The organism is Chitinivibrionales bacterium, from assembly GCA_014728215.1.
In the GTDB taxonomy this organism is placed as follows: Bacteria; Fibrobacterota; Chitinivibrionia; order Chitinivibrionales; family WJKA01; genus WJKA01.
Window position 1 is genome coordinate 23,736 of record WJLZ01000080.1, and the last position, 13,277, is coordinate 37,012.

12 protein-coding genes are annotated in these 13,277 nt (G+C 48.3%); 10 read left to right on the top strand and 2 right to left on the bottom strand.

Translation table 11 applies throughout. The annotated features are described in order from the left end of the window. Nucleotides 1-12 precede the first annotated feature (12 nt). Nucleotides 13-1,299 (bottom strand): diguanylate cyclase, encoded by a 1,287-nt coding sequence (locus GF401_05635; protein MBD3344524.1) that lies wholly within the window; start codon nt 1,297-1,299, stop codon nt 13-15. 227 nt (nt 1,300-1,526) lie between these two features. On the opposite strand from GF401_05635, the gene GF401_05640 reads away from it, so the two are divergent. The 10 genes from GF401_05640 to ispG all read left to right on the top strand — a co-directional run bounded on the left by GF401_05640 (nt 1,527) and on the right by ispG (nt 11,496). After that, nucleotides 1,527-2,402: a YicC family protein gene (locus GF401_05640; GenBank protein MBD3344525.1), complete on the top strand. Its 876-nt coding sequence runs from the start codon at nt 1,527-1,529 to the stop codon at nt 2,400-2,402. 54 nt (nt 2,403-2,456) lie between these two features. Further along, a complete protein-coding gene (locus tag GF401_05645) occupies nt 2,457-2,675 on the top strand; it encodes a hypothetical protein (protein MBD3344526.1) in 219 nt (72 codons plus the stop codon). After that, entirely contained in the window at nt 2,676-3,893 is a 1,218-nt protein-coding gene (gene coaBC / locus GF401_05650; protein MBD3344527.1) for a bifunctional phosphopantothenoylcysteine decarboxylase/phosphopantothenate--cysteine ligase CoaBC, read from the top strand. It begins immediately after the preceding gene. A gap of 49 nt (nt 3,894-3,942) precedes the next feature. Then, complete coding sequence (locus tag GF401_05655; GenBank protein MBD3344528.1) at nt 3,943-4,710, top strand: uracil-DNA glycosylase; 768 nt, start codon at nt 3,943-3,945, stop codon at nt 4,708-4,710. Further along, nucleotides 4,697-6,088 carry a replicative DNA helicase gene (gene dnaB, locus GF401_05660; protein MBD3344529.1) on the top strand — a complete coding sequence of 464 codons (1,392 nt, stop codon included), beginning with the start codon at nt 4,697-4,699 and terminating at the stop codon, nt 6,086-6,088. Before GF401_05655 ends, dnaB begins: the two co-directional genes overlap by 14 nt. Further along, entirely contained in the window at nt 6,085-6,879 is a 795-nt protein-coding gene (locus GF401_05665; GenBank protein MBD3344530.1) for an ABC transporter permease, read from the top strand. The genes dnaB and GF401_05665 overlap by 4 nt, the downstream gene beginning before the upstream one ends. Before the next feature lie 34 nt (nt 6,880-6,913). Continuing rightward, the gene (locus tag GF401_05670) at nt 6,914-7,816 is read left to right on the top strand and encodes an ATP-binding cassette domain-containing protein (protein ID MBD3344531.1); all 903 of its coding nucleotides are present in this window, start codon (nt 6,914-6,916) and stop codon (nt 7,814-7,816) included. Then, nucleotides 7,809-9,185 (top strand): DNA repair protein RadA, encoded by a 1,377-nt coding sequence (gene radA, locus GF401_05675; protein MBD3344532.1) that lies wholly within the window; start codon nt 7,809-7,811, stop codon nt 9,183-9,185. Before GF401_05670 ends, radA begins: the two co-directional genes overlap by 8 nt. Nucleotides 9,186-9,287: 102 nt before the next feature. Continuing rightward, nucleotides 9,288-10,418 carry a hypothetical protein gene (locus GF401_05680; protein ID MBD3344533.1) on the top strand — a complete coding sequence of 377 codons (1,131 nt, stop codon included), beginning with the start codon at nt 9,288-9,290 and terminating at the stop codon, nt 10,416-10,418. Between the two features lie 16 nt (nt 10,419-10,434). After that, a complete protein-coding gene (gene ispG, locus GF401_05685; protein MBD3344534.1) occupies nt 10,435-11,496 on the top strand; it encodes a flavodoxin-dependent (E)-4-hydroxy-3-methylbut-2-enyl-diphosphate synthase in 1,062 nt (353 codons plus the stop codon). Here the strand turns inward: ispG and GF401_05690 are convergent, their stop codons facing one another. Next, nucleotides 11,497-13,269, bottom strand: a complete 1,773-nt coding sequence (locus GF401_05690) for a diguanylate cyclase (GenBank protein MBD3344535.1) — start codon at nt 13,267-13,269, stop codon at nt 11,497-11,499. Between the last annotated feature and the right edge of the window lie 8 nt (nt 13,270-13,277).

Sequence of the window (13,277 nt, forward strand, 5' to 3'; positions counted from 1 at the left end):
TATGAACTCTTCTTATGAACCCTTGCGTTTGGTCGAATTCCTGGGCTTTTTTGCCTGGCGGACTGAGATTTTCATATGCTTAACCTGATTTCTTCCCCCCTTTTTGGCTTTATACAATGCCTTGTCGGCAGTATGAATAACATCGATGATCGTCTGGGTTTTATCATACCTATGGGATATACCGATTGAAAGAGTTACTTTGATATTTTTCTTTTTAAAAGTCGTTTTCATTTTTTCGACCGCTTTGCGGACTTTTTCCATCACCGGAACCACATCTTTGGTAACTTTTTGGGGAAAGAATACCGCAAGCTCTTCGCCCCCGTACCGGCAAACCGTGCCGTCGGGAATAACCTCTCTGCAGACTGTCTGCGCTGTATTATAGAGAACATGATCTCCTGCCTGATGGCCATAGGTGTCGTTCACTTTTTTAAAATGGTCGATATCGAGCATGGCAACGGCAAAGGGCGGCAGTGTATTGAGATTGCTCTGTTCGGTGATTACCCTGCTGCAGTAATTTCGATTATAAATGTGAAGCAGCGGGTCGTATGAAATTCTGTGCTCCATACGGAAAAACCAGTGGACAATGGAGCCGATCTGCAGATAAAAGGGCACCTGGACCATCATGATACACTGAACAGATTGAGGATTTGCATGGAGAGGGGCATAGTGTCGAGCAAGAAGATAAAGCAGCGCTGTGCCAGCAAATATACCGCCGAGGTAGAATTCTTTGCGCAGGAGCCATATTGACAGCCATAAAACAATACCGAACCACATGAAACCGGTCCAGAAAGCAAAATCGGTAATGCTTTCGAATCGAAGTATTCTGGTCCAGTGCAAGCTTGAAGGCACAAACCTGAAAATCAGGATTAACACTGTTTCGAACCCGGCAATGATAAAGGTGAGTTGTTTTGTCAGTCGATATCGGAGGTATGATGGGAGGGCGAGGGCCGCAATAATATTTACAAAAGCCAGAATAAAAAGCGCATGGGTGAAATTCGCCGGCGCAGGGGGAACAAAGGGTTTGAACGGAGGTTTATAGAGCAGAAAGTACCCTAGGCCGATCAGGCCGACAAGATAGCCGATCAGATAAACTTTTAAATTCTGGACACGGGGGTAGGAAAAATGACCAACCAAAAAAGAGGTGCAGGAAAGGATCAGCCCGATTGCCGGAAGAACTTTTTTATAAAGAGCCGGATTTCCTTCAGGCTGATAGATAAAGCTGAGGGTTATACCGGTTCCTGCTATCGCCAGCGCGCAAAAAAAGAGAACCAATCCCCAGCGATTTTTAGTCTTGGGCATAACTCAAGATACTCTATGGCAAATTCGTTTTACCGAGTTTAAACGGTTTTCTCACGAGGCGTCACGGGACATGAAATATCGCCGAAGTCGCCCGCTAACTGAAATATGAAAATACAATATTACTTATGGAATTGCATTTATATTATTATTTGTAGTATTTTCCAACGGCATGATCTACGGCAGGTTTCTGCCCTAGAGGGCCAGTACTGTCTACAAAACGGAACAATATGCCAGTTCGCAGTATGACCGGCTTTGGACAAGCCGAAGCAACATCTCCGCTTGGTACCTTTCGAATCGAAATTCGGGGAGTTAACAACCGTTTTCTTGACCTGCAGCTTCGTCTGCCCCGGTCGTTTTCTCAACTCGAGGCCCGGCTTAAAAAAACGGTATCCGAAAAAGTCTCCCGCGGATATATCACCGTTCTGGTCTCAGGGATCCAGGATAATGAAAAAGCACTTCTTACCTGGGATAAAGATTCTGTCGAAAGTTATCTGCGCATTTTTAACGAAATAAAAGACAACTACGAGCTTGAGGGCAGAGTTACCCTGAGCGATCTGCTTCATTTCAGCGATTTTATCAAGGCCGAATCCAGGGATTTCGATGAAGAGAATGTGTGGAAATACCTGGAACCGATTTTAAAAAAGGCGCTGAAAAGCTTCCAGGAGTCCCGTGAGTCGGAAGCGGTTCATATTATTAAAGACATGCAGAAAATGCTTTCGATTTTAGATCGTACTCTTACTCAGATAAAAAAACGGGCGCCCATGAGGATTAAAAAGTATTCCCGTGAGCTTTCCAAGCGGGTCGAACAGCTTGTTGATACGCAGGTTGATCCTCAACGTTTGGCCGTAGAAATTGCCCTGATGGCCGATCGAATCGATATCTCTGAAGAATGTACTCGTCTGTCGGCCCACATTCAAGAATTTGGAAAAACATTTAAAAGCAATGAACCGGTCGGAAAGCGAATGAATTTTATTCTTCAGGAAATGAATCGCGAAGCCAATACTATCGGTTCAAAAGCGAACGATACACAAGTCTCCCATCTTTCAATAAAACTGAAAGAAAATATTGAAAAAATCCGGGAGCAGGTGCAAAATATCGAATAATACCCTAAACATTAAAGTGACACGGTCGTGCTGTGTCCGAATAAGGAGGTTGTAATGAAATTGGATATGCTGGAGCTTGAACTCGACAAGATCGAGGAGAGAGGAATCAACCGGTACAAGGCGGTGCTGATGGCCTCCAAGGAAGCTCGTTTCATTAACGATCAGGTACGGCTTGGGATTACCAAGGCCAAAGACAAACCCACGACTATTGCTCTTAAGAAGCTTTTTGACGGTCGTATTGTTGAATCAAATGAGAGTGAAATTGAAGGATAAATGTCCGAAAATATCCGAATTGCGCTTGGCGTATGCGGCGGTATTGCTGCATACAAGATTCCGCAGCTTGTCCGCTTGTTTCGCAAGGAACATAGTGAAGTGCGGGCGGTGCTTACTCCCAACGCCCGGGGGTTTGTCGGCGAAGAAGCCCTTCGGACCGTAACCGAAAATCCCGTTCTTTTCGATCTCTCACCTTCACAGAACAAAAGTACATATCTGTATCCCGGAAGATTGGATCATATCGATCTGGGCCGGTGGGCCGATTATCTGCTTATTTGCCCGGCAACGGCTAATACTATCGCCAAACTTGCTTGCGGCATAGCCGATAATCTGTTAACAACGGTTGCTCTGACATTTGCGCCCGAGCATATCATTATCGCACCCGCAATGAATTCAGCCATGTGGCGGAATCCTGTTAACTTGCAGAATGTGGCGCGGCTCAAAGAACGGGGAGTAGAGGTTCTTCCGGTGGATGACGGTGAGTTGGCTTGTGGGGATGACGGTCCCGGCCGTATGCTCCCGGTTGAAGATATTGTGGAGTATGTAATCTCGTGTTCTGTCCCTCGCTCTCTTACCGGGAAAAAAGTACTCATTTCATCGGGGCCCACGGTGGAGCCTGTCGACCCGGTGCGGGTGCTGACCAATCGTTCTTCCGGAAAAATGGGAGCCGCACTTGCCCGTGCCGCACGGGGAATGGGGGCTCAGGTAACCGTCGTGACCGGTCCTTCACAAGAACCGCTTCCCGCGGGAATCAGAAAAATACCGGTTCGTACTGCTGCCGAAATGAAAGATACACTGGAGAGTGAATTTGATGCTGTCGATATCTGTATTATGGCCGCTGCAGTAAGTGATTATCGCATCGAAAAAACCGAAAAACAAAAAATTAAACGGGATAAAAATGAAACACTCACCCTGAATCTTGTGCCGAACCCCGACATTCTGCAGCTACTTGGAAAGAAGAAAAAAAAGCAGCTCCTTGTTGGATTCGCTCTGGAATCGGACATCGATGAACAGGGCGGGGGAGCGAAAATGAAAAAAAAGAACTGTGATATAATGATTTGCAATCAGGTGGAAACATCATTGGAAAAAGACTGCACACAAATATGTATTTTAAAGAAAGGGTGTGCACCGGAATATCTTCCTGAAATGGAGAAATCCAAAGCCGCAGGTGCAATAATTGTCGGCATTGCCGAATATCTGGGACTTACTGATGACTGATCCGCGATCGCTTCTTGCACGATATTTTGAGCAACAGTCCGAGCTTTCCATGCCCGACCATATTTTTTCCCGGCCCTTTGATTCTGAAGCTACAGGATATGCGCTTACTTCCCAGGAAACTGCCTTTGCCTCCGGATCAGGCACGCCTGCGCCGGTCCGTGAGAAATCTGTTCACCTGTCTGGCGATGAAGGGCAGTCGGTAAAAACACCTGCAGTAAAAAGCGATAAGGATGATACCAGGAAACGGGAGAAACTTAAAGAGTTATACTACGAGTTCAAAGAGTGTCACCATTGTTCACTGGGCACGACACGAAAAAATTTCATATTCGGGGCAGGGAATGTTCTGGCACCGCTTATGATTATCGGTGAAGCACCCGGCGCTGAAGAAGATCAAAAAGGTCTTCCTTTTGTCGGAAAAGCCGGGCAATTGCTGACTAAAATGTTGAAGGCGATAGATCTCAATCGGAAAAACCATATTTTTATCACGAATGTTCTCAAATGCCGGCCACCGGCAAACCGGAATCCCGAATCGACCGAGATCACGCTCTGCCTTCCATTACTTAAGCGGCAAATAGAAATAATCAAACCCGAAGCGCTCCTGCTTCTGGGCAGAATTGCCGCTCATGCGCTGCTCGGGAAATCAGAAAGTATCGGCGCGCTGCGTACCATGACCAATACCTATAATGAAATCCCGGTAGTCGTCACCTACCATCCGGCCGCGCTTCTCAGAAACGAAACCTATAAACGTCCGGCATGGGAAGACCTTCAAAAGCTCAGGGATATTTTAATGCAACGAGGAGTATATGCCGAAAGTTAATGGACAAAAAGAGAAGAGGTCGCCTTTTACCCAGAGGATCCCGCCACAGGCGCCCGATGTCGAGCGTGCGGTGTTGGGCTCCATGCTTATCGATGCAAGCAATGTTGCGACGGCGATGGAAATTCTTGATGAAAACTGCTTTTATGTAACAGCCCATAAGCGTATTTATGAATGCATGGTTTCCATGTTCGATAAGGATGTGCCGTTGGATGTTTTAACGCTTTCGGAAGAGCTTCGGAAGCGCGGATGGCTCGAATCGGTCGGCGCTGAGCCCTATCTCAGTGAACTGGTCGAAAGCATCGCAACATCGGCCAATATCGAGCACCATGCGAAAATTCTTTTAGAGAAATCCACCCTTCGCCAGTTAATCAGTATCGCTGCTGAAATTACGACCGAAAGTTTTGATTCGGAGCGTGTGGCACAGGAGATTCTCGACAATGCAGAGCAGAAAGTGTTCGGTATCTCCGAGGCCAGGGTCAAAGGTCAGTTCGAATCGATGCATGATCTTTTGCAGATTACCTTTCGTGATATCGAGCAGTATGCGCAGGAAGGCGGTGTTCAGGGGGTACGGAGCGGTTTTACCAAGCTCGATGAAATGATGGCCGGATTTCAGGCCGGTGATCTTATCATCGTTGCTGGCCGGCCCAGTATGGGAAAAACAGCATTCTGCCTTTCCCTTGCTCTCAACGCCTCTGTCCGTGCTTCCAAACCAGTCGGAGTGGCGATATTTTCGTTAGAAATGTCAAAGTCTCAAATAGTCCAGCGTATGCTCTGTTCGGAGGCGAAAGTGAATATGCATGCCCTCCGGAGCGGACATCTGCCGAAAAGGGACTATCCCAAACTGAGTATGGCTGCAGGCCCTCTTTCACAGGCCCGGATTTTTATCGATGATACCCCTGGCATTACTATCCTCGAGCTTCGGGCAAAAGCGCGTCGGTTGAAAGCTCAGCATAATGTCGGGCTTATTATAATCGATTATCTTCAGCTCATGGGTTCGGCTGTATCTGCAGAAAACCGGCAGCAGGAAATATCGCAGATTTCCCGCGCCCTCAAGGGGGTGGCAAAGGAGCTTAGTGTGCCGGTGATTGCGCTATCGCAGCTCTCACGGGCTGTTGAGCAGCGGGGCGGCGATCATCGGCCGCAACTCTCCGATCTCCGTGAATCCGGTGCAATTGAGCAGGATGCTGATGTTGTCATGTTCATTTTTCGTGAATCAGTGTATAATAAAGAACTGGACGATCATCGCAAAGGAGTTGCGGAGATTATCCTGAGGAAACAGCGAAACGGGCCGGTAGGAACCGCCGAGGTTGCTTTTGTGGAAGATTTTGCCAGTTTTGAAAACCTTGCTGAAATGCAGGTGGAGGATTCAGGATTTTGACATTCGGTATTGCAGGCCGGGTTGGACGATTGACCCTTTCAATCGTGCATAAACTGGCCGAATTCCTGAGAAACATAGCCCGTATTACCTATCTTATTTACAGTACGATAATGCGGCTGCCTCTTTTTGTGAAAAATGTTCCCCTGGCGATCGAGCAAATGTATGCCATCGGCATCGGCTCGCTTCCGCTGGTATCGATCATTGCAGTATTCCTGGGTGCCGAGACGGTTCTTCAGGCCGAGTATCAATTCAGGAACATTATTCCTCTTAAATATCTCGGAACCGCGGTATGTAAATCGATCACAAACGAACTTGGACCGGTGGTTACCAGTCTTGTGGTTTCCGGGCGGGTTGCGACGGCTATTGCCGCCGAAATCGGTTCCATGAAAACAACCGAACAGCTCGATGCCATGAATATACTCAATCTTGATCCGATCAGGTATCTGATCGTTCCGAAAACCATCGCCTGCGTTATAATGATTCCGGCACTGGTTATCTGGAGCGAGCTTCTGGCTGTTCTCGGGTCGATTGTGACCGTGGCGCTGTCGCTTGACGTAACCATGTATACGTATGCCACCGGTCTCAAGCTCTTTTTTACGTCCGGGGACCTTTTCATGGGAATTGCCAAGAGCATGGTGTTCGGTGGGATTATTGCCGTTACCGGATGTTATTTTGGTTATGAGGCCAAAGGCGGTGCCAAAGGAGTCGGTAATGCGACCACAAGGGCGGTAATGACCTCGGCGGTATTGATATTGATTTTTGATTTTTTAATTGCAGCGTTATTCTGGTAAATGTTGCGGAACACGGAAATTGTAACAGTACACTATGCTTAAAATCGAGCATTTAAAAAAGCATTTCGGCAGCCAGCTTGTACTCGATGACATCAACCTTGATGTTAATCAGGGGGACGTTCTTGCTATTATCGGAGAATCGGGCGGCGGAAAGAGCGTTATCCTCAAGCATGTTATCGGCATGATGATTCCCGATGGTGGACGGATACTTTTTCGCGATAAGGTAATTAATTCTCCTACCACCAAACCATCGGATTTCAACAAAATCCGGCATCATTTCGGTATGCTGTTTCAGGGAGCCGCACTTTTTGATTCCATGAGTGTTGGCGAAAATATCGCATTTCCCCTTCGGGAGCGAACAAGCTATACCGAAGAAGAGATACAGGAGATCATGGAAGAGGCTCTGGAGATGGTTGGTTTGCAGAAGGCATTTCAGGAAAAGACGCCTGCGGAGCTGTCGGGAGGTATGCGGAGCCGTGTCGGTCTGGCCCGGGCGCTGGTGATGAAACCCGATATTATGCTCTATGATGAGCCCACCTCGGCACTCGATCCGATCATGACCGATAAGATCAACGATCTTATTCTCAGTTTGCGTGACAAGCTGAATATGACCTCGATTATTGTCACTCACGATATGGCCTCGGCCTATAAAACAGCCGACAAGATAGCGATGATCCGTTCGGGTAAGATCATATTCTCCGGGGCGCCCGGTGAAATCAGATCATCCCGGAATCCCTATATCCAGCAGTTTATCCGCGGCCAGCGGAAACTTCATTATGCTGTGGAGGAAGAGAAATCATACGCTGCATCGGTTGATGTAGCAAAATTCAAGCGCCCTGCCGATATCAGCAAGCTTTTCAAAGCTTCCCAGCCGCCCGCAAAAGAATCGGAAAACCCAAAGGCGGCTGAAAATAGCGATACAGAAATTAATGAATAAAAAAACAAAAACCGTTTATGTCTGCAATCAGTGTGGTGAAGATTTCCCGCGATGGCAGGGACGATGTACCAATTGCGGTTCCTGGAATACTATTTCGGAATTCAAAGAACCGCGGGTAAAAGGAAAACGCTCATCGGTAATGAGGGAACAGGCCGCTTCGGTTACCACCGTAGCCGATACCTCGAATCGTTCCTATGAGCGCATCGAATGTCCCCGCTTTCCCGAAATCAACAAAGTCCTCGGTGGCGGGATGGTTCCCGGTGCGGTAATCCTTCTGGGAGGCGATCCGGGGATCGGAAAATCTACCCTTCTTGTCCAGCTCATGGCTGCGTTGAGTGGTGATGCGCAGAAAAAAGCACTCTATATTTCGGGTGAAGAATCTGTTGACCAGATCTCGCTCCGGGCGCAGCGATGTACGGCTGGTGGTTCCTCTCTTGCACTTCTGGCGGAAACATCGATCGAAAACATCCTTGCCCGGGTTCAGAGTGCAGAACCTGATATTATTGTCATCGATTCAATACAGACAATGTATTCGGAGCAGCTTGACAGTGCGCCCGGAAGCGTCTCGCAGATACGGGAATGCGGCGCCCTGCTTCTCCGGTACGCAAAGAATACCGGAACGGTGCTCTTTTTTATCGGTCACGTTACCAAAGATGGTGCCATTGCCGGACCGAAACTCCTCGAACATATGGTCGATACGGTCCTTTATTTTGAAGGAGATAATCATTATCAGTACCGGATTGTCAGGGCGGCAAAAAATCGCTTTGGCCCATCGGGGGAGATCGCTATTCTCGCCATGTCCGATCGGGGGCTCGAAGAAGTCGAGAATCCGTCGGAAATATTTCTCCTCGACCATATCGCTTCACGGCCGGGAGCTTCAATCGTACCGATCATTGAAGGCAGCAGAGTGCTTGTTGTGGAACTTCAGGCGCTGGTGAACAGATCACATTTCGGATTGCCTCAACGGGTTGCATCGGGGGTTAATCCTAAAAAGCTTTCGCTGCTTCTTGCAGTATTGGAACGTTTCGGCGGAATAACGCTGGGTGATCATGACGTATTCTTCAATATTGCCGGCGGGCTCAGTGTTACGGAACCGGCAATCGATCTGGGGATTGCTGCAGCAATCGCATCATCCTTTCTCAATCGTCCCATACGGAAAGGAACCGCTTTTCTGGGGGAGATCGGGCTGGGTGGCGAAATCCGTCCGGTGGGCAGAACAGACCTTCGTCTCAAAGAACTCGCCCGGTTAGGGTTTACAGAATGCTTTATCGCCGATCCGTCAAAGAAGACCGGCCGGGAGAAGGGTTCCGGGGGAATAACAACAATCGTATGCCGATCAATCGGAGAAATGAAAGACCGGATATTTTAATAGTGCAAATATTTCGACCTCATCTTGAATAAATGCGATATACGATGTATAATTTAATCCTGCCACAATAATATTATGGTACACTTCCAGGAGGGTGATATTATGCGAAAATGCGTGGCTCTGTTGGCACTTCTTGCCGGTTTCTGTTTTGCACAGGAAGAAAATGTTATTGCTGAAGGGTTCGGGCAAGGCGTCAACCGTCAGGAAGCGCTTATGGCGGCAAAGCGCAATGCAGTCGAAAAAGGGATCGGCATGATTCTTCTTTCGCAAACCGAAGTTGAAAATTTTCAGCTCAAACGCGATCAGATTATTACCAAAACTATCGGAGCGGTAAAGGATTATGTAATAATTTCCGAGACCAAATCTCCCGATAACCTCTTTGAAATACAAATAAAGGCGACGCTTTCACGGTCGACAATGCACAAGGATCTGGCATCATTTCATATACTCATCGAATCGATGAACAAGCCACGGGTGATGGTTGTAATTGATGAGAACAACGTTGGTAATGATGAGCCCACGAACAAAGCGGCGGAGACTGCATTGATAGGTTTTCTGCGTGATCCCTATGAGTTTGAACTGGTTGATCCCGAAGTCGTTGCATCGATTAGAAGTTCCAAAGAAAAAATGGTTTCGCTTTCCGGTGATGCCAAAGCTGCAGCGGCCCTGGGGTCCCGTTACGGCGCCGAAGTGGTGATCATGGGTAATGCGGTCGGTCGAAAAGCTGAAGGCATGTCTAAAAGCCTTGGCGGCATGGTGTCGGTCCAGGCTGATGTGACCTTGAAGGCGATCAATTGCGCAACAGGAAGAATAATCGGGACTGCCGGCGGCCACGCGGCAAAAGTCCATATCAGTCCCAATACCGCGGGGACCCAGGCCATTGCAAAAGCCACAGAAAAAGCGGGCAATAAACTTCTGGATGTAATTATGAAAGAGTGGCAGAATCAGCTTAATAATGGAATCCCGCTGACAATCGATATAAAAGAGGTCGCCTCGTTCAGAGACCGTAAAGCTGTTCTCTCAACGCTTCAGGCAATTACCGGCATTACCGCCGTGCGTGAACGCAATTGGGACAGCCAGAGCAAAGTCCTGAGCATAAATGTGCAGTACAAAGGTAATGCAAATGGCTTTTGCGAACGGGTTGATGGCTATAAAATGAGCTCCGGCGGTGGAAGTCTTGCGGTGACCGGCCTTAACGGCATGCAGGTCACTCTTGCGCTGCAGGTGATGTGACTGATACTAATTTTAAATGAATTCCCGAAAAAAAACAAAACCTGTCTTCGTTGGTCCGGTAGGTATCGGCGGTGATAATCCAGTGGTCATTCAGTCGATGACCAACACGCCCACCGAGAATATCGATGCGACAGTGGCCCAGATCAAAGCACTGGCCGATGCTGGATGTCAAATAATCAGGGTTGCGCTTCCTCACCAGAAAGCGGTAAAGGCCTTTCGGAAAGTGAAGGAGCAGTCACCGATTCCGGTTGTTGCCGATATCCATTTCCAGGCATCCTATGCCGTTGCTGCAATCGAGGCGGGGGCGGATAAGGTACGGATAAATCCCGGAAATATCGGCGGTAAAGAAAAGGTGAAACTGGTTGTTGATGCCGCCCGGCAAGCCGGTATTCCGATTCGAATCGGTGTCAACAGCGGGTCGGTCGAAAAAGACATCCTCGAAAAATACGGAAGCCCCACACCACGGGCACTTCTGGAAAGTGCACTCCGGTATATCGCTATGATGGAGTCTTTCTCTTTTGATACCATTGTTCTTTCCATAAAGGCCAGCGATGTTCTTACTACAATCGATGCATGCAGGCTTTTATCGGAACACTGCGAATATCCTCAGCATATCGGAATCACCGAATCGGGAACAGTGCGTACCGGTACGATCCGCTCTTCGGTCGGCGTCGGTGCACTTCTGGCCGAAGGCATCGGTGACACGATCAGGGTTTCGCTCAGCGGTGATCCGGTGAATGAGATCTATGTTGCCCGGGAGGTCCTCAAATCGCTGGGACTGGTCTCCGGACCGGTTGTGATCGCCTGTCCCACCTGCAGCCGCACACAAATCGATGTTTCCTCGCTGGCCGAAAAAGTTGAGGCCATGGTTGCAGGTATAACCGCTCCCATAAAAATCGCGGTAATGGGTTGCGTGGTCAATGGGCCGGGTGAAGCTAAAGAGGCGGATGTCGGTATTGCCGGTGGTAAAGATAAGGGACAGGTTTTTGTCCGGGGAGAACCAAAGGAAACGGTTCCCTATGATCGTCTGCTCGAGGTTCTGGAAAAATATGTCCGGGAGATGGTTGGTTCCGAATAATCAAAAAACCTCAACCCGGTTCCTTCCATTCTGCTTTGCCCGGTAGAGCGCTTTGTCGGCTTTTTGAATGAGGCCGTCGCTTTTATTCGAATGCTTGCCGTAGATTGCGATCCCAAAGCTCATTGATGCACTCATGTCTTCTCCGGATGGGGTCCTGAAAACCTGTTTGTTTATTTCCTGGCGAATACGGTCGACAGTCTCGATTGCACGCTGTTCAACGGTTTTAACCAGAATGAGGGCAAACTCCTCGCCACCATAGCGCGCCGAAATATCGATACTGTCGCGGATGCTCTCCTGCAGTTTCTTTGCGATTCCCCGGAGCACCGTATCACCGAAAGGATGGCCGTGGGTATCGTTGATTTTTTTGAAGAAATCGATATCGCCGATTACAAGGGCAAGAGGATCATTGTACCGGGTAGATCGAATGATTTCATCCCTGAGCAGTTTCTGGAACTGGCGGTGATTATTCAGGCCGGTAAGACCGTCATGGGTAGCAAGGTTCCGCGCCTGTTCGAGAATCTGGATTTTTTCGATAGCCAGTCCGGCCGAGGTCGCCAGACGGGACAGAAGGGCACGGTTGAAACCCGTAAAGGCGTCTTTCTGAGTCGACTCAAGAAGAATGCCGCCCTTGCATTCGTCAACACCAACCGGGTAGGCCAGAAAGGATCGCATTTCCTTTGATTTGGGTTCGCCGTCAAAATATCGTGTTTCATAATGGTTGGAAAAATTACGAAAGAAACACATGTTTTTCGAATACAGAAGACTGATAAGTGATTTTTCATTTAATGAGAACGATTGATCCAGAAATTGTTCGCCATTGGGGCCCCAGGCCCGTTTGATTGTGGCCGAATCGCCGGATTCGGATTTAAGGCTGATGGTCAGACGGTCGCATTGAATCGCAAAGGGGATAATTTCGGCCATTTTATCGAGAACCGCTTCGATTTCATGCTTCTGGAAGAAATACTTTTCGGTATTGCTCATTGCTGCGAACCGCACATACTTGAGTTTATGTTCGGTATGGACATAGGCATAATAGGCGGCTTGTCCGCACAGATGGCCGATAGTGCTCAGAAAAGTATGGTCTTCATCGGTAAAGTGCTTTTGTTCGGTACTGTCGACAATAATTGTTCCGCGCTCGATACCTGCTGCGATGATCGGACTGGCCATCAACGAGCGGATACCCGCATCTTTGGTATAGTAATACAGTGTCATGCTGTCGGTAACGATATCCTGCAGGTTGAGCTGCTTGAGGCCGTCTTTAAGAAAGCTTCCAATAACACCGACGCCGGGATAAATGACCGCTTCTTTATTGATGTTTTCGCTGCAGGAATCGAACCGCCGGATTTTATAGCCGCCGTCATCGCTGGGGAAAAAGAATGCAACCGTATGGGCATCGACCCGGGCCCTCACCAGGGCGATAAATTTATCGAGAATTATATCAACAACATCTTCGATCTCTTTCCATTGCTCTTTTGAGTAAAGACTTCCCAGCACCGAAAGCTTGATCGTATTGTCTGCGGCATTTACTTCCTTTTCAATCTGCGATGGAAGGGAAAGCATGCCTGAGCTGGAGGGGCGGGCAGGGGTCATGGCTCTTTTTCTGCTCACCGTCGGTCGCCTGAAACCGATAAACAAACAGAGGGCACAGAGGAAAATGGCGAGAGGAAGGCAGAGTGCCTGCACATAGAGTGCTGCAAGATGAAGGATTATTCCTGCACATAAGATCAGCGCTCCCGCAATTAACCAGTTTTTCTTTTCGAGTGATAAAAACATGTGAATGA

Coding starts and splice junctions, on each gene's coding strand:
- GF401_05645 (MBD3344526.1), top strand. CDS start 2,457: ATGAAATTGGATATGCTGGAGCTTGAACTCGACAAGATCGAGGAGAGA.
- GF401_05680 (MBD3344533.1), top strand. CDS start 9,288: ATGCGAAAATGCGTGGCTCTGTTGGCACTTCTTGCCGGTTTCTGTTTT.
- GF401_05640 (MBD3344525.1), top strand. CDS start 1,527: ATGCCAGTTCGCAGTATGACCGGCTTTGGACAAGCCGAAGCAACATCT.
- radA (MBD3344532.1), top strand. CDS start 7,809: ATGAATAAAAAAACAAAAACCGTTTATGTCTGCAATCAGTGTGGTGAA.
- GF401_05655 (MBD3344528.1), top strand. CDS start 3,943: ATGCCCGACCATATTTTTTCCCGGCCCTTTGATTCTGAAGCTACAGGA.
- GF401_05635 (MBD3344524.1), bottom strand. CDS start 1,299: ATGCCCAAGACTAAAAATCGCTGGGGATTGGTTCTCTTTTTTTGCGCG.
- GF401_05690 (MBD3344535.1), bottom strand. CDS start 13,269: ATGTTTTTATCACTCGAAAAGAAAAACTGGTTAATTGCGGGAGCGCTG.
- coaBC (MBD3344527.1), top strand. CDS start 2,676: ATGTCCGAAAATATCCGAATTGCGCTTGGCGTATGCGGCGGTATTGCT.
- GF401_05670 (MBD3344531.1), top strand. CDS start 6,914: ATGCTTAAAATCGAGCATTTAAAAAAGCATTTCGGCAGCCAGCTTGTA.
- dnaB (MBD3344529.1), top strand. CDS start 4,697: ATGCCGAAAGTTAATGGACAAAAAGAGAAGAGGTCGCCTTTTACCCAG.
- ispG (MBD3344534.1), top strand. CDS start 10,435: ATGAATTCCCGAAAAAAAACAAAACCTGTCTTCGTTGGTCCGGTAGGT.